The sequence below is a fragment of the Mesorhizobium sp. BR1-1-4 genome (assembly GCF_020165375.1).
Classification (GTDB): Bacteria; Pseudomonadota; Alphaproteobacteria; order Rhizobiales; family Rhizobiaceae; genus Mesorhizobium; species Mesorhizobium australicum.
In genome coordinates this window covers 215,118-235,487 of the sequence record NZ_JAIUIB010000003.1, presented here as the reverse complement: position 1 = coordinate 235,487, position 20,370 = coordinate 215,118, and the positions used below count along the sequence as shown (strand labels likewise).

19 protein-coding genes are annotated in these 20,370 nt (G+C 64.0%); 9 read left to right on the top strand and 10 right to left on the bottom strand.

The genetic code is table 11. From position 1 onward, the window contains the following. Nucleotides 1–6: 6 nt before the first annotated feature. From LB571_RS07420 to LB571_RS07410, 3 genes are all read right to left on the bottom strand, one after another. Complete coding sequence (locus LB571_RS07420; protein ID WP_015314130.1) at nt 7–1,005, bottom strand: ABC transporter ATP-binding protein; 999 nt, start codon at nt 1,003–1,005, stop codon at nt 7–9. 245 nt (nt 1,006–1,250) lie between these two features. Further along, nucleotides 1,251–2,405 carry an ABC transporter substrate-binding protein gene (locus tag LB571_RS07415; RefSeq protein ID WP_224593380.1) on the bottom strand — a complete coding sequence of 385 codons (1,155 nt, stop codon included), beginning with the start codon at nt 2,403–2,405 and terminating at the stop codon, nt 1,251–1,253. Between the two features lie 207 nt (nt 2,406–2,612). Continuing rightward, entirely contained in the window at nt 2,613–3,458 is an 846-nt protein-coding gene (locus LB571_RS07410; protein ID WP_224593377.1) for a class I SAM-dependent methyltransferase, read from the bottom strand. Nucleotides 3,459–3,534: 76 nt separating this feature from the next. Here LB571_RS07410 and LB571_RS07405 point away from each other — a divergent pair, with 76 nt between their 5' ends. Beyond that, nucleotides 3,535–4,026 (top strand): helix-turn-helix domain-containing protein, encoded by a 492-nt coding sequence (locus LB571_RS07405; RefSeq protein WP_015314133.1) that lies wholly within the window; start codon nt 3,535–3,537, stop codon nt 4,024–4,026. Here the strand turns inward: LB571_RS07405 and LB571_RS07400 are convergent. The 3 genes from LB571_RS07400 to LB571_RS07390 form a co-directional block, all read right to left on the bottom strand. Then, a complete protein-coding gene (locus LB571_RS07400) occupies nt 4,023–4,928 on the bottom strand; it encodes a LysR substrate-binding domain-containing protein (protein WP_015314134.1) in 906 nt (301 codons plus the stop codon). The genes LB571_RS07405 and LB571_RS07400 overlap by 4 nt on opposite strands. A 79-nt stretch (nt 4,929–5,007) precedes the next feature. Then, on the bottom strand, nt 5,008–5,625 hold the full coding sequence (locus LB571_RS07395; protein WP_224593374.1) for a DedA family protein: 618 nt from the start codon (nt 5,623–5,625) through the stop codon (nt 5,008–5,010). After that, nucleotides 5,622–6,122 carry a class I SAM-dependent methyltransferase gene (locus tag LB571_RS07390; protein ID WP_224593371.1) on the bottom strand — a complete coding sequence of 167 codons (501 nt, stop codon included), beginning with the start codon at nt 6,120–6,122 and terminating at the stop codon, nt 5,622–5,624. The genes LB571_RS07395 and LB571_RS07390 overlap by 4 nt, the downstream gene beginning before the upstream one ends. A 399-nt stretch (nt 6,123–6,521) precedes the next feature. Here LB571_RS07390 and LB571_RS07385 point away from each other — a divergent pair, with 399 nt between their 5' ends. The 4 genes from LB571_RS07385 (at nt 6,522) to LB571_RS07370 (ending at nt 9,976) form a co-directional block, all read left to right on the top strand. Next, entirely contained in the window at nt 6,522–7,196 is a 675-nt protein-coding gene (locus tag LB571_RS07385; RefSeq protein ID WP_140660565.1) for a response regulator transcription factor, read from the top strand. A gap of 10 nt (nt 7,197–7,206) precedes the next feature. Continuing rightward, nucleotides 7,207–8,568: a sensor histidine kinase gene (locus tag LB571_RS07380; protein WP_224524334.1), complete on the top strand. Its 1,362-nt coding sequence runs from the start codon at nt 7,207–7,209 to the stop codon at nt 8,566–8,568. Between the two features lie 69 nt (nt 8,569–8,637). Beyond that, nucleotides 8,638–9,087, top strand: coding sequence for an RrF2 family transcriptional regulator (locus tag LB571_RS07375; RefSeq protein ID WP_140714196.1), 450 nt, complete (start codon nt 8,638–8,640; stop codon nt 9,085–9,087). After that, a complete protein-coding gene (locus LB571_RS07370) occupies nt 9,077–9,976 on the top strand; it encodes an NAD(P)/FAD-dependent oxidoreductase (protein WP_224593369.1) in 900 nt (299 codons plus the stop codon). The genes LB571_RS07375 and LB571_RS07370 overlap by 11 nt, the downstream gene beginning before the upstream one ends. On the opposite strand, the gene LB571_RS07365 is transcribed toward LB571_RS07370, so the two are convergent. Next, nucleotides 9,973–10,740 (bottom strand): DeoR/GlpR family DNA-binding transcription regulator, encoded by a 768-nt coding sequence (locus LB571_RS07365; RefSeq protein ID WP_224593365.1) that lies wholly within the window; start codon nt 10,738–10,740, stop codon nt 9,973–9,975. The two genes, LB571_RS07370 and LB571_RS07365, sit on opposite strands and share 4 nt — an antisense overlap. Before the next feature lie 417 nt (nt 10,741–11,157). On the opposite strand from LB571_RS07365, the gene LB571_RS07360 reads away from it, so the two are divergent. Both LB571_RS07360 and LB571_RS07355 read left to right on the top strand, forming a co-directional pair. Beyond that, the gene (locus tag LB571_RS07360) at nt 11,158–12,045 is read left to right on the top strand and encodes a phosphotransferase (RefSeq protein WP_224593362.1); all 888 of its coding nucleotides are present in this window, start codon (nt 11,158–11,160) and stop codon (nt 12,043–12,045) included. After that, nucleotides 12,042–14,495, top strand: coding sequence for an FAD-dependent oxidoreductase (locus LB571_RS07355; protein WP_224593360.1), 2,454 nt, complete (start codon nt 12,042–12,044; stop codon nt 14,493–14,495). Before LB571_RS07360 ends, LB571_RS07355 begins: the two co-directional genes overlap by 4 nt. Here the strand turns inward: LB571_RS07355 and LB571_RS07350 are convergent. Then, a complete protein-coding gene (locus LB571_RS07350; protein WP_224524316.1) occupies nt 14,492–15,124 on the bottom strand; it encodes a class I SAM-dependent DNA methyltransferase in 633 nt (210 codons plus the stop codon). The genes LB571_RS07355 and LB571_RS07350 overlap by 4 nt on opposite strands. A gap of 92 nt (nt 15,125–15,216) precedes the next feature. Here LB571_RS07350 and LB571_RS07345 point away from each other — a divergent pair, with 92 nt between their 5' ends. Further along, nucleotides 15,217–16,119, top strand: a complete 903-nt coding sequence (locus LB571_RS07345; RefSeq protein ID WP_224593357.1) for a phosphotransferase family protein — start codon at nt 15,217–15,219, stop codon at nt 16,117–16,119. Between the two features lie 18 nt (nt 16,120–16,137). Here LB571_RS07345 and LB571_RS07340 read toward each other — a convergent pair whose 3' ends face one another. Both LB571_RS07340 and LB571_RS07335 read right to left on the bottom strand, forming a co-directional pair. Further along, nucleotides 16,138–17,061 carry a DMT family transporter gene (locus tag LB571_RS07340; RefSeq protein ID WP_224593354.1) on the bottom strand — a complete coding sequence of 308 codons (924 nt, stop codon included), beginning with the start codon at nt 17,059–17,061 and terminating at the stop codon, nt 16,138–16,140. A gap of 108 nt (nt 17,062–17,169) precedes the next feature. Then, on the bottom strand, nt 17,170–18,450 hold the full coding sequence (locus LB571_RS07335) for an amidohydrolase family protein (protein WP_224593351.1): 1,281 nt from the start codon (nt 18,448–18,450) through the stop codon (nt 17,170–17,172). Nucleotides 18,451–18,601: 151 nt separating this feature from the next. On the opposite strand from LB571_RS07335, the gene LB571_RS07330 reads away from it, so the two are divergent. Beyond that, a complete protein-coding gene (locus LB571_RS07330) occupies nt 18,602–20,356 on the top strand; it encodes an ABC transporter ATP-binding protein (RefSeq protein ID WP_015314148.1) in 1,755 nt (584 codons plus the stop codon). Nucleotides 20,357–20,370: the final 14 nt, after the last annotated feature.

The following is a 20,370-nucleotide window of genomic DNA, read 5'->3' as shown; positions in this document are numbered from 1 at the left end:
CGAGGCTCATACCGGCTCGTCCATCAGGTGCAGATGCTCGCGGTTGAAGGTGAGCATGACCGCCTCACCTTCCGCCGGCAGGGGCGTTCCCGCAGGCACCACGGCGTGCAGTTTCAACCCGTCGGCATCGAGCGCCAGCCTTGTCGTGGCGCCGAGATAGTTGGTCGAGACGAGGCGCGCGGCGACGCCTTCGCCGCTCGCCGCGCGGCCGACACGAATGGATTCAGGGCGCAGGCTGCCCCAGCGGTGCTGGCCGGAATAACGCTGGACGAAATCCGGCGGCAGCACGTTGGAGGAGCCGACGAAATCGGCGACGAAACGCGTGCTCGGCCGCTGATAAATATCCTCGGGCGTGCCGATCTGCATGATCCTGCCATCGTTGAAGACGGCGACGCGATCGGCCATCGACAGCGCCTCGCCCTGATCGTGAGTGACGAAGACGAAGGTGATGCCGAGCGCCTTCTGCAGCGATTTCAGCTCTTCCTGCATGTTTTCGCGCAGCTTGAGGTCGAGCGCGCCGAGCGGCTCGTCGAGCAGCAGCACCTTGGGCTGGTTGACCAGGGCACGGGCGAGCGCGACACGCTGGCGCTGGCCCCCGGAAAGCTGGCCGGGCCGGCGCGCGCCATAGCCAGGCAGCCGCACCAGCGACAGCGCTTCTTCCGCCGCCTTGTGCCGCTCGGCCTTGCCGACACGCTTGACCATCAGCCCGTAGGCGACGTTGTCGAGCACGTTGAGATGCGGGAACAGCGCGTAGTCCTGGAACACGGTATTGACGTTGCGGCGGTAGGGCGGCACGCCCTCGGCCCGCTCGCCGAAGATCGAGATCGAACCCGCCGTCGGCTGCTCGAAGCCGGCGATGAGACGCAGGCACGTGGTCTTGCCCGAACCGGACGGCCCGAGCATGGCGAAGAATTCGCCGGGCGCGATGTCGAGATCGACAGCGTCGACAGCGCGAACGCTGCCGAAATGGCGCGAGGCTTTTTGAAAGGAAACGGCTGATGTCATGGGGTGTCCTGATCTTTCAGGCTCATCAAATTTTCAGGCGATCGCGCCGCCCCTCGTTCGCCTGCCGGCACCTTCTCCCCGTATAGTGACGAGGAGAAGGAAGCTGGTCGCGATATTGGCGCTTATTCTGCAACGTTGGTAGCTGGCGAAACCATTGATAACAGCGTCTTTCTCCCCGCCTCTATACGGGGAGAAATGTCCGGCAGGACAATGAGGGGCAGCGCCAAGCTCTCAGCAAAGCGCGATTACCGTCCGCCGATGACGCCGATATAGTCCGACACCCAGCGATAATAGGGCACGCACTGGTCGTTCTGGGTGGCGCATTTGGAAACCGGCGTCTTCCAGAACTTGATCTTGTCGAAATTGTCGTAGCCGTTGGTCTTGCAGCCTTCCTCGCCGAGCAGCTCGTTGCCCTTGCAGGCGGCCGGCACGACCGGCAGCGAGCCGAACCAGGCGGAGACATCGCCCTGCACCTTCGGCGCCAGCGAATGCTCGAGCCACATATAGGCGCAGTTCGGGTGTGCCGCGTCGGCCTCCATCATGGTGGTGTCGGCCCAGCCGGTGACACCTTCTTCCGGCACGGTCGAGGCGACCGGCTTCTTGGCGGCGACCAGCGTGTTGACCTGGTACGGCCACGAGCCTGATGCAACGACGCCTTCGTTCTGGAAATCGTCGACCTGGATGGCGGCGTCGTGCCAGTAGCGGCCAACCAGCGTGCGCTGGACGCGCAGCAATTCGAGCGCCGCCTTGTACTGGTCCTCGTTCAATTCGTAGGGATCCTTGATGCCGAGTTCCGGCTTGTGGAACATCAAATAATTGGCGGCATCCGCTATATGGATCGGTCCGTCATAGGCCTGGACGCGGCCTTTGTTGGACTTGCCATCCGGCAGCTTCATCTCCTCGAAGACGACGTTCCAGCTCTTCGGTGCTTCCTTGAAGACTTCGGTGTTGTACATCAGGATGTTGGGACCCCACTGATAGGGGACGCCGTAATGCACCTTGTCGACGGTGAACCAGGGCGCGTCCTTCAGCCGGTCGTCCACCGTCTTCCAACTCGGGATGAGATCGGTGTTGATCGGCTGCACGCGCTTGCCGGCGACGAGCCGCAGCGAGGCATCGCCCGAAGCCGTGACGAGGTCGAAGCCGCCCTCGTTCATCAGCGAGACCATTTCATCCGAGGTGTTGGCGGTCTTGACGTTGACCTTGCAACCGCTCTCCTTCTCGAAGGCGCTCACCCAGTCATAGCCCTTGTCGGTCTCGCCGCGCTCGATGTAGCCCGGCCAGGCGACGATGTTGACCTGACCTTCGCCCTTGCCGAGTTCCTTCACCTGGGCGATGGCCTGACCGGAGAAGGTCAGCGCGACCGTCAAGGCAGTGCACGACTTCAGGAATAAATGCATATCGATCTCCCATTTTGGCCCGTGATCCTGAAACCGCTCCGGTTGTCGCCAGATCACGCGCGGACTGAAAAACTTGTCAGCTCTTCCGTTGGACTTGACGCCACTCTAATGGCAGCTTTGGTCCCTCCAACGGAAGGTGCTTTGAAAATCCCGGTTTCGCAAATTCATTTATCAGAAGGCCGATATCGGTTTTTCCGATATACTCCCTCAGGCCAGCGCCGTCACCAGCCAGCAGGCGGCGTTGAAACGAGCCTGACCATCCTTTACGAAAGGGGCGAAGGCAGCAGGCAACACCGTGATAATTTTTTCGGCCGTCGCCTGGTCGACCTCGCGCAGCGCGGCGGCGAGCGGCCCTAGCCGGGTGGCATACATCATCAGATCCCCTTCGGCGATCTTACATGGTAAGTTCGCCTGTCTGACGTCGATTGACGACCAGCCGCTCGCTTCAAGTATCCGCTTCACCTTGGCGCCGTCGGCAAAGGCAAACTGCCCCGGCGCATCGGGGTCTGGCGCGGGTGCGGTCGGCAGGAAAGGCGCAGCCGCTCGCGCGGCGGTCGTCATGAAATCATTCTCCGCCGGACTGCGCCAGGCAACAAAGGCGAGTTTGCCACCGCGCCTCGCTGCCTGTCTTATGTTGGAGAACGCGGCCACGGGATCATCGAAGAACATGATACCAAAGCGCGAGACAACAGCGTCGAAGCGACCTGATTCGAACGCATACGTCTGGGCATCGCCCACTTCAAAACTTGCGTTTGCCACCTCTTCCGCCTGCGTGCGTTCTGTCGCCAGAGCGACAAGCGGCTGCGAAATGTCCAGCCCAACACAACGTCCGTTGTTGCCGACGCGGCGCGCCATCGCCAGAGTTGTCGCCCCGGCGCCGCAGCCGATGTCCAGGACGTTGCCCCCTTCCCGGGGATAGCCGGCATCGACTACCAGCCGCTCCAACGGCGCCAGAATCTCGTCAAGGATCGGCTGCATTTCGACCCAGGCCTTTCCGCTGGCGTCGTTCCAGAGCGCGGCTTGCCGTGTGTTTGGCTGTGCGGATCGCGACATAACGGACCTCACTTTTCTGTTGCTCTCACCAATCGTCGCCATCACTTTACGAGTTCAAGCCGACTTGAGGTCAAGCATGAAAGATATGGACATTGCCGAAGTGTCGCGCCGCACCGGCGTACCCGCATCGACACTTCGTTACTACGAGGAGAAGGGCCTAATTGCTTCGATCGGCCGTCGCGGCCTGCGCCGCTTGTTCGATCCGGCTGTCCTGGAACGGCTCGCCTTGATTGGGCTTGGACGCGCCGGCGGATTCGCACTGGACGAGATTTCCGCGATGCTGACGCCCGACGGCCTGCCGAAAATGGATCGGGCGCGCCTGGATGCGAAGGCCAACGAACTGGACCACACCATCCAGCGCCTGACCGCGATCCGGGAGGCTTTGCGTCACGCCGCCCGATGCCCCGCCGCTCGGCCGATGGAGTGTCCGACGTTTCGCCGCGCCGTCAGGCTTGCCGGCGCCGGCCGCTTCGAGGTTGCTCCGCTCGGGCCTTTCAAAGCGGAGCCGGTTCCCGCCACAAAGCGCAAGCGCAAGACTGGCGGCGTCGCCGGGAGCAGACCACACTAGCGGCGCACCGTCCGCTGCGACTGGGCAAGTCCCACAAAATCGCGCGCCGCGGCGGCCAAGCCAGATCCCCGCCGCCAGACCATGCCAACCTGCACCACCGGCAAGGAACCGGAAATGTCGCGCGATTCGATGCGGTCGCCCTCCAGCGACCAGGGTCGGTAGACGAGGTCAGGCAGCAGCGCCACGCCAGCCCCGGTGGCGACGAGGCTGCGCACGGCCTCCACGGAACGGGTGCGGAAGGCGACATGCGGCCTGGCGCCGATCGCCGTCAGCAGCTTGCCGGTGTTTTCCTCGATCTCGTCAACGGTCAGCATGATCAGCGGTTCGGAGGCGATATCGCCGATGCCGATAATGTCGGCGCCAGCCAGAGGATGGCCGAGCGGCAGCCACAGCCGGTAAGCCGAGACTTCGAGGATTTCCGATTGCAGTGCAGTGCGGTCGCGCAAATTGGAGGTGACCATGACGGCAATGTCCAGCTTGCCGCCGATCAGGAGATGTTCGAGGTAGTCGCCATTGTCCTCGATGGCCGAGACCTCGACGCCGGGATAGGCGCGGCGGTAGCGTGAAAGCAGGTCCGACAGCACATAGCCGGCGACCAGCGAGGTGACGCCCAGTTGCAGCCGCCCGCCCGCCACGGCCTGCTCGCCGGAAAAAGAACGGCGGGCGTCGGACACATCGGCGAGAATCTTTGTCGCGTGGCGCAGGAACTGGTGACCCTTGTGGGTGATGTTGAGGCCGCGCGGATGGCGCTCGAACAGTTCGACGCCAAGATCGCTTTCAAGTTCCTTGATCGCCTCGGTGACCGACGATTGCGAGATGGAGAGGTTTTGCGCCGCGCGCGATACCGTGCCTTGCTCGGCGACGGCGATGAAGAACTGCAACTGCCGGATGGTGAAGGCCATGGCCGGACTAAACACCGCCGCAACCGCGAAGAAAAGCCGATGGCGACGCTTATCCCATGGCTGGATGCGTGGCCCTGGCTCAGCCCGGCATCGGCCGGATGCGCCGCCAGCATGCCGGGCCGTAGCGCAAGGCAAGCATGAATGCCGTTTCCAGCGCCAGGACAATAGCGATGATGCGAAAGCCGACGGCGAGCGGGCTTTGGCCGCTGCCATGCAGCGCATAGCCTGTAAGCAGAAATCCGGCATTCCAGAGCGTGGCTCCGGCTACCGTCGCGACCACGAAAGGTAAGGCTGGCAGGCAGAGCGCGCCGGCCGCGATCGGCAAATAGTTGCGCACCGTCGGAATGAACTGCGCCAGCAGGGAAACCCTGACATGGTTGCGGCGATAGGCCTGGCCAAGCTTGCGGTAGGTCTCGGGGCGCAAGAAGACATATCTGCCGAACCGCTCGACCAGCCTGTCGGCGCGATCGATTCCGATCCGGCGGCCGACAGTGTACCAGACGAGACAGCCTGTCGTTGAGGCCAGCGTGGTCACGCCAAGCAGAATTGCCAGCGTCCCATCGTCAGGCGCCGCCGTCATGCCGAGGAACAGCAGCAGCACATGCGAGGGCGGGATCGGCAGAATCTTCTCGGTAAAGGCGAGGCAGAAGACGCCGAACAGGCCGAAGCCGAGAATGGCCGACAATGGTCCCGTCATGCGAAGCGCCAGTCGTAGGTTCCTGACGTGTTGAGCCTGGCGATGCGATAGACCGTCGCCGGCGGGAAGTTGCGAAAGGTATGGCCAACCCGCGTAACCCCGAGATCGAGCCTGTCGAGCAGCGACTGGTCGAATGGGCAGCGCCGTCCGAGCGTGAACTGGTAGAGCGCTCCGCCGGGGCGAAGGTTGCGAAAACACCTTCGAGAATGGCAAATGTCCTGCGCGGCGAAATCAGCCGGAAAGGCAAGCCGCTGACGGCGGTGCCAATCGCAGGCCGGGGGGAAGAGCGAGAGATGGCGCAGACCGACGGCGTCCATTTCGAAAATCCGGGCAGCAGGAAAGCGACGCATGAGCAGTGCGGCGAAATCCGGATCGGATTCGATCAGCGTCAAATCTTCCTCCTTCACCCCGCGCGACAGCAGCGCCCTCGTGAACGGCCCGGTTCCCGGACCGAGTTCCAGCACGGGGCCAGTCTCGGGTCCAATGTCACGGGTCATCAATGCCGCCAGGCTGGAGCTGGACGGCGTGACGGAACCGACCCTGAACGGCGCGACGGTCCACGCCATGAGAAAAGACAGAGCATCATTTGCGGGCATGGTAACCTCGATCCCGGACAACATCACGCCAACCAGTTTGGTGTGGCCACGTGGTTTCGTTTCAGCGCCATTTGGTTTCGAGCGTCAGGCCCGACCTGTTGCATATTCGGGCCTGACGCCTTCACGTCGGCGCGAGCGATTCGTGCCGACCCGGCGTTGTTTGCCGCGACTGGGTTGCATAGACATTGCGCAATCTCGCTGAGGCTAAGAAAGTGCCTGTCGACCGCAGTCCTTCGGCTTTGCCATGTTCACGCAATGTTGGCGCGGTAGCGCCCGGCGCAATGTTCTGAGGGATTGTCGATGCGTATCTTGCTGGTCGAAGACGAACCCGAGATGGTTTCGGCCCTGCGTGCCGCGCTGAAGCGCCACGATATGGTGGTCGATCACGCCGGCACATTGCTGGAGGCGGAGGGGTTCGTTGCCGTCGACAGCTACGACGCCATCCTGCTCGACCGCCAGTTGCCGGATGGCGACGGGCTGTCGCTGGTGCCGAGACTGCGTTCGGCCAGGAACACCTCGCCCGTGCTGGTGCTGACGGCGAGAGGCGACACGTCGGACAAGGTCGATGGGCTGGACATGGGCGCGGACGATTATCTGGCAAAGCCATTCGCGTTCGAGGAACTGCTTGCCCGGTTGCGCGCGCTGCTCAGGCGCCCGGCGCCGCTGCAGTCGCAGTTCATCCGCGCCGGCGATCTGGTGCTCGACGTCGGACATCGCGAAGCCTCTATCCGCGCCGAACCGCTCAGCCTGCCGCGCCGCGAACTCCTTGTGCTGGAGGCTCTGATGCGCCGCACCGGCCGCATGGTGCAGCGCGAGGCGCTGATGGAGGCGGTGTTCGGTCTCGACGACGAGATCCAGTCCAACGCGCTCGACACGCACGTCTCGCGCCTGCGCCGCAAGCTCGCCGATGCCAATGCCGGGGTGACGATCAACGGCATTCGCGGCGTCGGCTATCTCCTGCGCGAGACGACATGAGCGCCAAGCGATGAGCCTCAAGCGCCCGCATTCGCTGAAATGGAGCTTGGTGCTGCGCATCGCCTTGCTGCAATGCGCCATGCTGACCCTGATCATCGTCGGCATTCTCGGCGCCATGCTGGCCACCGGCCTTATCCCGCACGATTACGAGGACGGCACGATGGACGTGCTGGCGGATGCGGTGACACGCGATGCCGGCGGCAAGTTGGTTCTGCGCGAGACCTCGGACCTGACGAAGCTGCGGTCGGGTGTTCCCGACCTCTGGTTCATCATTCGAGACAAGCAGGGGCAAAAGCTGCAGGAGGGGACCGTGCCGCCCATCTTCCAGCCTTTCAGCGGACTGCTGGACACGATCAGCGACGCCCGTATCGGCCATGCAATCGGACAAGCCGCGCCGCCGGAGGGAAAGATCCGCTGGACCGACACGATGGCCGGCAACGTCCAGATTTTCAGCGGCACCAAGGGCGGGCTTTCGCTGCTGCGTCTGCTCGGCCAGGCGCCGCAATTCTTCCTGCAGGGCATATTGCCGCTCGCCGGGCTGATGGCGCTGGCCACGCTGTTCGCGACGCCATGGGTGGTGCGTGGCGCTCTGTCGGGCCTTGGCCATGCGGCGGCCGAGGCTGAGCGCATCGACATCGACCAGCGCGGCGTGCAGTTGCCGCTCAAGGACGTGCCGGCGGAAGTGACGCCGCTGGTCAAGGCCGTGAATGCCGCCCTTGCGCGCCTGGACAAGGGCTATGAGCGCCACAAGCGCTTCCTCACCGACGCCGCCCATGAACTCAGGACACCGGTCGCCATCCTCAATACGCGCCTCGCCTCGCTGCCGGCGACACCGGAGCGGGCACGGCTGCTGCAGGACGCGGCCAGGCTTTCGACGCTGACCGACCAGTTGCTCGACCTGCAGCGCCTCGACCGGCAGACGTCGCCGTTCGAAGCGGTCGATCTCGTGGCGACCGCGCGCGGCGTTATCGTCGACCTCGCGCCGATGGCGTTTTCTGCCGGTTACGAAATGTCGTTCGAGCCGGAACGGGACACGATTTTCGCCACCGGAGACCGCACCGCCATCGAGCGCGCGGTGACCAACATCGTCCAGAACGCCATCGAGCATGGCGGCCGCGCTGGCAAGATCACCGTCGGCGTCGCAACGCCCGCCATCATCGAGGTCCGGGACGAAGGCGACGGCGTCCCGCCGGGCGAGCGGGAGCGCATCTTCGAGCCCTTCTATCGGCTGCGCCCGCAGGATCATGGCGCCGGCCTCGGCCTCAATCTCGTGCAGGAAATCATGTATCTCCATGGCGGCCGCATCGATATCCTCGATGGCAAGCCCAGCGGCGCCTGCTTCAGGATGAGTTTTCGCGCTTTACCCGTTTAGCCTTGCCGCCAACCTCGCAAGGCCGCTGGTGCGTTTGACATTGCGATAAATCGTAACTAACTAAGTTACATGAAGCGCAATAGCCGACTGTCCTCCACTCTGCACATCCTCGTTCACATGGCCGAGAAGCCCGAGCAGGCTCTGACCTCCGAGCAGCTTGCCACCTTCATCCATACCAATCCGGTGGTGGTGCGCCGGACCATCGCAGGCTTGCGCGACGCCGGCATCGTCACCTCGTCACGCGGACATGGCGGCGGCTGGCTGCTCGGGCGCGCGCCCGAGAACATTTCACTGGCCGAGATCAGCCTTGCCCTGGGCGAGACGCTGCTGCCGTTCAGCACCGAGCCGGAAAGCCCGGGCTGTCTCGTCGAGCAAGCGGTGATCGCCGTGCTCGACGATTTTCGCATCGCGGCCGAGAAGCTGCTGGCGGAGAAGCTCAGCCGCATCACGCTGGCCGACCTGACAGCCGATTTTCGCCGTCGTTTCGACCTCGTTGGAGTTTCCAGCCATGCAGTATGATCTTGCCGTTATCGGCGGCAGCTTCGCCGGCCTGTCCGCCGCCATGCAGGCGGCGCGGGCGCGGCGCACCGTGCTGGTGATCGACGCCGGCCAGCCGCGCAACCGCTTTGCCGCGCATTCGCACGGCTTTCTCGGCCAGGACGGACGCACGCCTGGAGCGATCCTGGACGATGCAAGGCGGCAATTGCTTGCCTACCCGACGGCCAGGCTTGTGACCGCACGGGCGGACAAAGCCATTGCCAACAGCAGCAGCGATTTCGAAATCACCACCGATGGCGGCGAGACATTCGGCGCCGCACGACTGGTGCTGGCAACCGGCGTGCGCGACATCCTGCCGGAGGTTCCCGGGCTTGCCGAGCAATGGGGCAGAACCGTGCTGCATTGCCCCTATTGCCACGGCTACGAGGTTTCCACCGGGCCGCTCGGCGTGCTCGCGACCGGCCCGATGTCCATGCATCAGGCGCAACTGATTTCCGATTGGGGCGACGTCACGCTGTTCGGCAACGGACTGATCAAGCCCGATGCCGACGAGATGCATGCGCTTGAGAGCAGGAATGTAAGGTTCGAGCCCGCGACGGTCAACGAACTGAGCGATGATGGCTCCGGCGGCTTGGTTGTCCATCTCGTCGATGGCCGGCAGGCTGGCGTCAAGGCGATATTCACCGCGCCACGCAACACGATGGCGAGCCCGCTGGCCGAACAACTCGGCTGCGGCCTCAAGGACGGCCTGCTCGGCCCGATGATATCAGTCGATGACCGGCAGCAAACGACGGTTCCCGGCGTCTATGCCGCCGGTGACGCGGCACGTGCGATGCACAACATCGCCTTCGCCGTGTCGGGCGGCACCTTCGCGGGCGTGTGCGCCCACCAGTCGCTGGTCTTCGGCTAAATTCCGCCGGCCACGCTGAGGCGCGCCCCGGCTTGCGCCAGTGCCGCGGCAATGTCGTGCGGCGGCGCGCGGTCGGTGGCGAGTTCGGAAAAGCCGTCGAAGCCGCAGACCTGGACCAGGCCCTGGCGGCCGAACTTCGTGTGGTCAGTGACGACCAGCGAGCGCTGGCCCCGCGACAGCACCATGCGGGCGAATTCCGCCTCGTCCAGATCAAAGTCCATGACACCGGTCAGCGCATCCACGGCGCCGGTGGAGATGATGGCGTGGCTGACCGAGAAGCGGCTGACGAACTCGATGGCCGACGTCCCGAACGCGGCGCCTGAATCGCTGCGCAGCTCGCCGCCGGCCATATAGACCTTGTTGCCGTTAATGGTGGCCAGGGTGCGGGCGATGTCGGACGAATTGGTGACGACCGTCAGGCGCCGGTGGCCGAGCAGTTCGCGCGCCAGGAACGAGGTCGTGGTGCCGGTGTCGAGCATGATCGATTCGCCGTCGCGGATGGTGGCCGCGACCGCGCGGGCAATGCTTCGCTTGGCGTCGGCATGCTCGCGCATGCGCCGTTCGAACGGCGCTTCGCCGACCATCGACGGCAGGCCGACGGCGCCATGCATCTTCAGAACCGAGCCGTCGCCGGTGAGCGGCTTGACGTCGCGGCGTACGGTCTCGAGCGAAACGCCCAACCGGTCGGCCAGGCTGGCGATAGTGACGGTTCCCTCTTCCTGCAGCAGCCGCAAGATCTCGCCATGTCGTTTCGAGTGGTTCATATGGGCATCCCGAAAATGACCGATTCTAAGGCATTCCTAGCGCTTTTAAAGAAATTGCCCATGCTTTCGGACAAAACACCCAAAAAAAGTCACATCTTTTTATTGACAGAAGAGCAACCCCGGCGTGAAATCCATCTTCAACAGGGTTCGGAACTGCAGCGGGATGGTAATTGGCAGAGCTGCAATTCACTGACCCCAGGCAGCCTGTAACGTGTCTGGCGCAAGGAATTTTCAGATCCGCGGGGGCGGATGCCGGGCTCATAAACCTGGCCAAGGGGCTCGTCGGTGCGGTGCGGGATACCGATCCTGGCATCCCGCACCGACGAGATTGTTTGCGTTTCACCACGCCGCCGTTGCGCGGCCCATGGCGCCATACCGAAGCCCAGCAAACCAGGCCTGCCAACCAGGGATGATCCCGTGATTGCCGAAGACCGCATCCACGCCCTGCCGTGCTGGACGGGCGCCATCGAGATCGCGCCGCTGCCCGGCGGCCTGAGCAACGCCAATTATGTGGTCACCGATGCGGCCGGCAAACATGTGGTGCGTTTCGGCCAGGATTATCCGTTCCACCATGTCTTCCGCGAACGGGAGGTGATGACCGCGCGGGCGGCTCACGCGGCGGGCTTCGCACCGGCGGTCCGTTATGCCGAACCGGGGATCATGGTGACGGCGTTTCTTGGGGCCAGAACCTATCTGGCCGAGGACGTGCGCGCCAATCTCCGCCGCGTCGCGACGCTGATGCGCGGCTTTCACCGCGAGATGCCCAACCATATCTCCGGCGCCGGCTTCATGTTCTGGGTGTTCCACGTCATCCGCGACTATGCGCGCACGCTCGACGAGGGCAACAGCCGCAAGCGCGGTGACCTGCCGCGCTTTCTGGCGTTGGCCGACGAACTGGAGCGCGCCCAGAAATTGCTGCCGATCGTCTTTGGCCACAATGATCTTTTGCCGGCCAACATTCTGGACGACGGCGGCAGGCTTTGGCTGATCGATTTCGAATATGCCGGCTTCAATACGGCGATGTTCGACCTTGCCGGCGTCGCCTCGAACGCGGGCATGAGCGACGAGGAATCCTTCACCTTCCTGACCGCCTATTTCATGAAGGAACCGGACGAGGCGATCCGCCGCTCGCACGCCGCCATGCAATGTGCCTCGCTGCTGCGCGAGGCGATGTGGAGCATGGTGTCGGAGCTCTATCTCGACGCCCCCGGGATCGATTACGTCGCCTACACCGAGGAAAACCTGGCGCGGCTCGACGCGGCGCTGGAAAACTACCGGATAAAATACGGGATCCTGAAATCATGACCTTGCCTAGCCAGGCCGAGATCGTCGTCATCGGCGGCGGCATCATCGGCTGTTCGACGGCCTATCATCTGGCGCGTGACCACAAGGCCGACGTGGTGCTGCTCGAACAGGGCAAGCTGACCTCGGGCTCGACCTGGCATGCAGCCGGCCTGGTCGGCCAGCTGCGCTCGTCGGCCTCGATCACGCGGGTACTGAAATACTCGGTCGACCTCTACAAGGAGCTGGAAGCCGAAACCGGTCTTGCCACCGGCTGGAAGATGACGGGGTGCCTCAGGCTCGCCACCAGTGCCGACCGCTGGACCGAGTACAAACGGCTGGCGACGACGGCGAAAAGCTTCGGCATGGACATGCAGCTGCTGTCTCCGGCGGAGGTCAAGGCGATGTGGCCCTTGATGGAGACCGGCGATCTCGTCGGCGCCTCCTGGCTGCCGACCGACGGCCAGGCGAGCCCTTCCGACATCACGCAGTCGCTGGCCAAGGGCGCGCGCATGCACGGCGCCAATCTCTACGAAGACGTGCGCGTCACGGGTTTCGAGATGAAGGGCGACCGCATCACGGCGGTGAAGACCAATCAAGGCGACATCGCTTGCGACAAGGTGGTGAACTGCGCCGGGCAATGGGCGCGGCAAGTCGGCGCGATGGCCGGCATCAACGTGCCGCTGCAGCCGGTCAAGCACCAGTATATCATCACCGAGAAAATCGCGGGGCTGGCAACCGACGCGCCGACGCTGCGCGACCCCGATCGGCGCACCTATTTCAAGGAGGAGGTCGGCGGGCTGGTGATGGGCGGCTATGAGCCGAACCCGCAGGCCTGGACGACCAATCTTCCCGGGGGCGACGTGCCCAATGATTGGGAGTTCCGGCTGTTCGACGACGACTACGATCATTTCGAGCAGCACATGGCACAGGCGATCGCGCGGGTGCCGGCGCTGGAAACCGTTGGCGTCAAGCAGATGATCAACGGGTCGGAAAGCTTCACGCCGGACGGCAATTTCATCCTCGGTGTGGCGCCCGAATGCCCCAACATGTTCGTCGGCGCTGGCTTCAACGCCTTCGGCATCGCCTCGGGCGGCGGGGCCGGCTGGGTGCTGGCGCAATGGGTGGTCGACGGCGAGGCGCCACTCGACCTTTGGGTGGTCGACATCAGGCGTTTTTCCAACCTGCACCGCGACCGGCAATGGGTGAGCGAACGTACGCTGGAAGCCTATGGCAAGCATTACGCGATCGGCTTCCCGCATGAGGAATACACCAGCGGCCGGCCGCGCATCGTCTCCCCGCTCTACGACAGACTGAAAGACCATCGCGCCGTGTTCGGCTCCAAGCTCGGCTGGGAACGGCCGAACTGGTTCGCGCCGGAGGGCGTCGAGCCGAAGGACATCTATTCGATGGGCCGGCAGAACTGGTTCGCCGCCGTCGGCGACGAACATCGGCACGTGCGCGAGCATGTCGGTATCTTCGACCAGTCGTCCTTCGCCAAGTACGAGCTGAGCGGGCCCGACGCGGCGAGGGCCCTGGACTGGATCTGCGCCAACGATGTCGGCAAGCCGGTCGGCCGGCTGACCTACACGCAACTCCTCAACACGCGCGGCGGCATCGAGGCCGACCTAACCGTGTCGCGGCTGGCCGAGGAAAAATTCTATATCGTCACCGGCACCGGTTTCCGCACCCATGATGCCTCGTGGATCAGCGACCATATTGGCCACGGCCTCGATGCACAGCTCGCCGATGTCACCGAGGATTTCGGCACGCTGTCGCTCATGGGACCGCGCGCCCGCGACGTGCTTTCAGCGGTCACCGATGCGGATGTGTCGAATGCCGGCTTCCCGTTCGGCCATGTGCGCGAGATCACGATAGCCGGTCACACGGTCCGGGCGCTGCGCGTCACCTATGTCGGCGAACTGGGCTGGGAACTGCATGTGCCGATCGCCGCTACCGGCGAAGTCTTCGACGCGCTGATGGCGGCCGGCGGGAAGCACGAGATCCGGCCGGTCGGCTACCGCGCGCTGGAATCGCTGCGGCTGGAAAAGGGCTATCGCGCCTGGGGCTTCGACATCACGCCCAACGACACACCGCTGGAAGCTGGGCTCGGCTGGGCGGTCAAGCTGCGCAAGAACACCGACTTCGTCGGACGGCGCGCACTCGAGAAGATTGGCGGCGCCTCGCTGAAGAAGCGCTTTGCCGGCTTCACGGTCGACGATCCGGAAATCGTGCTCGTCGGACGCGAGACCATCCTGCGCGATAGCCAGCCGGTCGGCTATCTCACCAGCGGCGGCTATGGCTACACGGTGGGAAAGAACATCGGCTACGGTTATGTGCGCAACGCTGACGGAGCAAGCGATGATTTTCTCGCCTCGGGCAGCTATGAACTTGTGGTGGCGATGGAGCGGACGCCGGCTCAAATCCATCTTGAGCCGCTATACGACCCGGCAATGGAGCGCGTGAAGGCTTAACTCACGCGCAAGGCGAGGCCACGGCTGGGGACGGTATCGGCCTCGCCTGGCATTGAGACATATGGTCGTGTTTCCTCGACCCGCGTGACCAGGCCTTGTGCCTCAAGTTCGGCGATGCGCGCGGCAAAACCGTGATCCCACAACGTGTTCTTGATCGTCAGCACGATCACCCCACCCGGCCGGCAGATGCGGATCAGTTCGTCCAGTCCCTCGGCGCCGACATGGCCGGAGGTAAAGACGCCGGCCGAGATGATGCCGGCATAGGTGCTGTCGGCAAATGGCAAGGCGCCGCCGAGCGCCAGGCAATGCAGCGCCGAATAGACGCCCTTGCGCGCGGCCTGATCCAGCATGCCTTGCGAGATATCCAGCGCCTCGACCTGGGGATAGCCGGCAATATCAAGCCACTCGCCGATCAGCCCGGTGCCGGCCCCGGCGTCGAGCAGCGGGGCTGACCCGCGCGGCAGATGGCGGGCGAGCAAAGCAAGGCAGATGGTCGGGTGGCGGTAGCCGGCTGCCGACATGTCGGCGTCGTAGGTTTGCGACCAGCGGTCGTACAGTGCCGCCACCTCTTCCGGGCGCTTGGCCGCGTAGACCTCGCCGAGCGCGCCTTGATGTTTGCTGTCCGCCACGTGCCCACCATTCCTCGTCTCGCCGCGATGATAGCCAAACGGCGAAAATTGTGGAACCGTGCAGCCGAGAAATAACGCGTGGGGACGCAGGCATGGGGATAGACGAGGCGCGGGCAAAACTTGCCGTCATTCCGGTACTGGCCGGCTATACTGGGCCGCTGGAACGGCTCGGCGGCTTGACCAACCTCGTCTTCAAGGCCGGCGATTACTGCCTGCGTATTCCAGGCAAAGGCACCGAGGAATACATCAACCGCGCCAACGAGGCGATTGCCGCGCGTGAGGCGGCAATAGCCGGGGTCAGCCCCGAAGTGCTGCATGCCGACGCTGCCAGCGGCCTCATGGTGACGCGCTATATCGCCGGCGCCGAGACGATGTCGCCGGAGAAATTCAGGGAGCGGCAGGGCAGCCCGGCCCGAGCGGCCGAGGCCTTCCGCAAGCTGCACGCGTCCGGCGCGGTGTTCCCCTTCCGCTTCGAACTGTTTTCGATGATCGACGACTATCTCAAGGTGCTGTCGACCAGGGATGTCGCCCTGCCCGCCGGCTATCATGACGTGGTGCGCGAGGCCGAGAGCGTACGTTCGGCCTTGGCCGTCCGCCCCTTGCCCCTCGTCGCCTGCCATTGCGATCCGCTGTGCGAGAACTTCCTCGATACGGGCGAGCGGATGTGGATCGTCGACTGGGAATATTCGGGGATGAACGACCCGCTCTGGGACCTCGGCGACCTCAGCGTGGAAGGCAAGTTCGACGCCGCCCAGGACGAGGAGCTGATGCGCGCCTATTTCGGCGGCGAGGCGAGGCCGGCGGAGCGCGGCCGCATCGTCATCTACAAGGCGATGTGCGATCTGCTCTGGACGCTGTGGGGGCTGATTCAGCTTGCCAACGAAAATCCCGTCGACGATTTCCGCGCCTATGCCGACGGCCGCTTCGCCCGCTGCAAGGCGCTGATGGAGACAGAGGAATTTTCGCGGCACCTGGCGGCGGTACGCAAGGGCTAGGCACCAGAAATCTGGCCCCTAGTTCACACCTTTCGGCACGTTCTCCGGCGGCACCGTGGTGTCTACCACCTTCTGGCGGTGGAAGATGAACAGGCCGGCCAGGACGATGATGCCCGAGCCGATCAGGATGCGCGGACCGGGGACGTCGCCGAAGAACACCAGCCCGAACACCACCGCCCACAAGAGCAGCGTGTAGTGCAGCGGCGCCAGCGTCGAGGCCGGCGCCAGTTTCAGCGCCCTGGTGATCATCAGATGCGCCCCGCAGGAAACGATGCCGAGCAGCAGCATGGCGCCGAAATCAAGCGCAGACGGCGTCTTCCAGGCCCCGATGGTGAGGGCGCCGCCAATCGCCAGCGTGCCGATCGTCTGCCATGTCACCAGATTGGTGTCGCTGGTGCCGCGCAGGCGTCGGTTGAGGATGATGGCGAAGGCGAAGGCAAGGCTGCCGACAAGTGCGAAACTCGATGACAGCGAAAACGCGGCAGAGGACGGTTTCAGCATGATGACCACACCGCAGAAGCCGAGCAGGATCGCCACCCAGCGGCGCCAGCCGACCTTTTCGCCAAGCAGGAAATGTGACAGCGCCGCCACATAGATCGGCCCGGCCATGTAGAAGCTCATCACATCGGCAAGCGGCAGGTAGACGACGGCGGCGTAGAACAAGGCGGTGTCCAGTGTCGTCGCCACCACGCGCAGGATCTGCAACCCTGGCCGCTCCAGCTGGAACAGTCTGCCGGCGCCCTGGTTGGCGATCATCGGACCCAGCACGAAGAAAGCGCCGATCGAGCGGATGAGCACAACCTGGCCGACGGAGAAACTGGCCACCAGCCACTTGCCCATCGCATCATTGAGCGCAAACAGGAAGTCGCCGGCCAGCATCAGCAGGATGCCGGCCAGGAGGACATTCTTGATTGTGGAATTCCGCGCCACGGGTTGCGTCATGCCTGCCCCGATTCCTCCCTCGCCCGAGCCGCGTCGTAGACGGAAGCGCCGGCTTTGACGAGGAGAAATCGGGAAATAGGTAAGACCAGCTTCGGGAATCGGCTGCATCTAGGTGGATATGTGCCTGCGATTCACCTGCGACGGCCTGCCGGATATCGAAAGCCTGGTATCCTGCCTCGTCCGCTCCGCCACGACCTTGCCCCTGGCGATGACGCAGATGCGCTCGGCGCGCAGGCGCAGAGCCTCTATCGGATTGCCGGCATCGAGGATCACCAGGCTGGCGCGCTTGCCAACGCCGAGGCCGAGATGGTCGAGGCCCATAATCGCGGCATTGACGTTGGTGACCATGTCGAAGCAGCGCGCCATGTCGGCGGGGCTCGACATCTGAGCTACATGCAGGCCCATGAAGGCGACGTCGAGCATGTCGGCGGTGCCCAGCGAATACCAGGGATCGAGCACGCAATCCTGACCCCAGCCGACACGGATGCCCAGCGCCAGCATCTCCTTGACACGCGTCATGCCACGCGGCTTCGGGAATGTGTCGTGGCGGCCCTGCAGCATGATGTTGATCAGCGGATTGGGGATCGCGGAAACGCCGGCTTCGGCGATCAGCGGCAGAAGCTTCGAGACGTAGTAATTGTCCATCGAATGCATCGAGGTGAGGTGCGAACCGGCCACCCTGCCCTGCAGGCCGAGGCGCTGCGCTTCATAGGCGAGATGTTCGATGTGGCGCGACAGCGGGTCGTCGGTCTCGTCGCAATGCAGGTCGACCATGAGCCCGCGTTTTGCCGCGATCTCGCACAGTTCGGTAACCGAGCGTGTGCCGTCGGCCATGGTGCGCTCGAAATGCGGAATGCCGCCGACGATGTCGACGCCAATGTCCAGCGCGCGAATGGTGTTTTTTCGCGCGGTCGGCGAGCGATAGAAGCCGTCCTGAGGGAAGGCAACCAATTGCAGATCGATATAGGGGGCGACGATTTTCTTGACCTCCAGCAGCGCCTCGACGGCCAGCAGCCGGTCGTCGCAGACGTCGACATGGGTGCGGATGGCGAGCAGCCCCATCGACACCGCCCAGTCGCAATAGGCGAGCGCCCGGTCACGCACGGCCTCGTGCGTCAGGAGCGGCTTCAGTTCGCCCCATAGCGCTATGCCTTCGAGCAGCGTGCCCGACGCGTTGATACGCGGAAGGCCGTAGGAGAGCGTCGCGTCCATGTGGAAATGCGGATCGACGAAGGGCGGTGACACCAGATTGCCATGGGCGTCGACCTCGGTCCGCGCGGAACCGTCGAGCTTCGGCTCGATCGCGGCGATCGTCTCGCCGCTGATGCCGATGTCGGCGATGCCGCCATCCGGAAGCGTGCCGCCGCGCACAATAAGATCGAAATCCATCTGTCATCATCCTGCTTGAAGAATCACTGCCGCATCGTGTCTCAAAAGACACCCCGCCGCAGCGGTTTCTTTCCATGGCGGCGAAAGGTTCCCTCCGGCGGCATCTCCCTCTATAAGCCGCCTTCGCCATCCCGGCATCAAGGATCAGCCGTTGTTTCGCTTCTTCCGCTCGACGGAGAACCAGCGCCTCGTCGCAAGGCTGCTCCGGGAATCGTTCCGGCAACACAGGGCCGGCTACGCCGCCGCCATCCTGTCGATGCTCGTGGTGGCCGGCATGACGGCCGCCAGTGCCTGGATCCTGCGTGAAATCACCAATGAATTCGTCATCGATAAACGGGTCGACCGCGTCAATATGATCGCCGTGGCGGTCGCCGGGATCTTCATCGTCAAGGGCATCGCCAATTTCGTCCAGGCCTACTTCATGAGCCGCGTCGGCAACGCCATCATCGCCGAACGGCAGCGCAAGATCTATGACCGCATCCTGGCGCAAGGCATCGAATTCTACCATTCGACCTCGTCGTCCGACCTGATCACCCGCATGACCAACAATGCCCAGGCGGCGCGCAACGTGCTCGACCTCATCGTCACTTCCTACGTGCGCGATCTGGTGACGCTGGCTGCCCTGATTGGGGTCATGGTCTGGCAGCAGCCGGCGCTGTCGCTGATCTGCTTCGTCGTCGGTCCGTTGGCCATCTATGGCGTCAACCGCATCCTGAAGCGCGTGCGCAAGTTCGCCGCCATGGAGTTCCGCTCGGTCGGCCAGATCGTGCAGGTGATGCAGGAAACCGCGATCGGCGTGCGCGTGGTCAAATCCTTCAACCTCGAAGGCCTGATGCGCAAACGCATGTACAGGGCGGTGGCGGACGTCGAGGATCGGGCCAACAACATCGCCGCGCTGGAAGCGGTTACCAATCCGGTGATGGAAACGCTGGCCGGCCTGGCGATCGCCGGCGCGGTCATGGTCAGCGGCTTGCTGGTCCTGCAGGGCGGCCAGATGCCTGGCAACATCATGGCCTTCATCGCCGCGCTGCTGCTTGCCTATGAGCCGGCAAAGCGCCTGGCGCGGGTGCGCATATCGCTGGAAAGCGGCATTGTCGGCGTGCGCATGATGTTCGAGCTCGCCGACCAGCCGCTGACACTAACCGAGAAGCCGGACGCAAAGCCGCTTCGGGCCGGACCGGGCGAGATCCGATTCGACGCCGTCGGCTTCGCCTACCAGAATGGTCCGCCGGTGCTGGACCGGTTCGACCTGACCCTGGCGCCCGGCAAGATGACGGCGCTGGTCGGCCCCTCCGGCGGCGGCAAGTCGACGATCCTGAACCTGATCATGCGCATGTATGACCCGAAGAGCGGCAGGGTGCTGCTTGACGGCCAGGACATTTCCCATGCCACGCTCGCCTCACTGCGGGAAAAGATCGCCTATGTCAGCCAGGATACGTTCCTGTTTGCCGGCACGATCATGCACAACATCCGGCTTGGGCGCGAGGATGCGACCGACGACGAGGTGATCGCCGCGGCCAGGGCCGCCAACGCCCATGACTTCATCGTCGCGCAGGCGAAAGGCTACGAGACGGATGTCGGTGAGAATGGCGGCCTCTTGTCGGGCGGCCAGCGCCAGCGCATCTCGATCGCGCGCGCCATGCTGCGCAATGCCGAAATCCTGCTGCTGGACGAGGCAACCAGTGCGCTCGACGCCGAGTCGGAAGCGCTGTTCCGCGACGCGCTGCAACAGCTGACGGAAGGGCGCACCACAATCGTCATCGCACACCGCCTCTCGACCGTGCACCAGGCCGACACGATCGTGGTGCTGGAAGCCGGCAAGGTGGTGGAAAGCGGGCCGCACAAGATGCTGCTCGGGCAAGGCGGGCTTTACCAGAAGCTGTATGAATATCAGCTGATGCCTTAATGTGGAGCGGCGCA

What these genes read in the sequence shown, in the direction of transcription:
- LB571_RS07420 (WP_015314130.1), bottom strand. Translation starts at nt 1,005, where the DNA reads ATGACATCAGCCGTTTCCTTTCAAAAAGCCTCGCGCCATTTCGGCAGC.
- LB571_RS07415 (WP_224593380.1), bottom strand. Translation starts at nt 2,405, where the DNA reads ATGCATTTATTCCTGAAGTCGTGCACTGCCTTGACGGTCGCGCTGACC.
- LB571_RS07410 (WP_224593377.1), bottom strand. Translation starts at nt 3,458, where the DNA reads ATGTCGCGATCCGCACAGCCAAACACACGGCAAGCCGCGCTCTGGAAC.
- LB571_RS07405 (WP_015314133.1), top strand. Translation starts at nt 3,535, where the DNA reads ATGAAAGATATGGACATTGCCGAAGTGTCGCGCCGCACCGGCGTACCC.
- LB571_RS07400 (WP_015314134.1), bottom strand. Translation starts at nt 4,928, where the DNA reads ATGGCCTTCACCATCCGGCAGTTGCAGTTCTTCATCGCCGTCGCCGAG.
- LB571_RS07395 (WP_224593374.1), bottom strand. Translation starts at nt 5,625, where the DNA reads ATGACGGGACCATTGTCGGCCATTCTCGGCTTCGGCCTGTTCGGCGTC.
- LB571_RS07390 (WP_224593371.1), bottom strand. Translation starts at nt 6,122, where the DNA reads ATGACCCGTGACATTGGACCCGAGACTGGCCCCGTGCTGGAACTCGGT.
- LB571_RS07385 (WP_140660565.1), top strand. Translation starts at nt 6,522, where the DNA reads ATGCGTATCTTGCTGGTCGAAGACGAACCCGAGATGGTTTCGGCCCTG.
- LB571_RS07380 (WP_224524334.1), top strand. Translation starts at nt 7,207, where the DNA reads ATGAGCCTCAAGCGCCCGCATTCGCTGAAATGGAGCTTGGTGCTGCGC.
- LB571_RS07375 (WP_140714196.1), top strand. Translation starts at nt 8,638, where the DNA reads ATGAAGCGCAATAGCCGACTGTCCTCCACTCTGCACATCCTCGTTCAC.
- LB571_RS07370 (WP_224593369.1), top strand. Translation starts at nt 9,077, where the DNA reads ATGCAGTATGATCTTGCCGTTATCGGCGGCAGCTTCGCCGGCCTGTCC.
- LB571_RS07365 (WP_224593365.1), bottom strand. Translation starts at nt 10,740, where the DNA reads ATGAACCACTCGAAACGACATGGCGAGATCTTGCGGCTGCTGCAGGAA.
- LB571_RS07355 (WP_224593360.1), top strand. Translation starts at nt 12,042, where the DNA reads ATGACCTTGCCTAGCCAGGCCGAGATCGTCGTCATCGGCGGCGGCATC.
- LB571_RS07345 (WP_224593357.1), top strand. Translation starts at nt 15,217, where the DNA reads ATGGGGATAGACGAGGCGCGGGCAAAACTTGCCGTCATTCCGGTACTG.
- LB571_RS07340 (WP_224593354.1), bottom strand. Translation starts at nt 17,061, where the DNA reads ATGACGCAACCCGTGGCGCGGAATTCCACAATCAAGAATGTCCTCCTG.
- LB571_RS07335 (WP_224593351.1), bottom strand. Translation starts at nt 18,450, where the DNA reads ATGGATTTCGATCTTATTGTGCGCGGCGGCACGCTTCCGGATGGCGGC.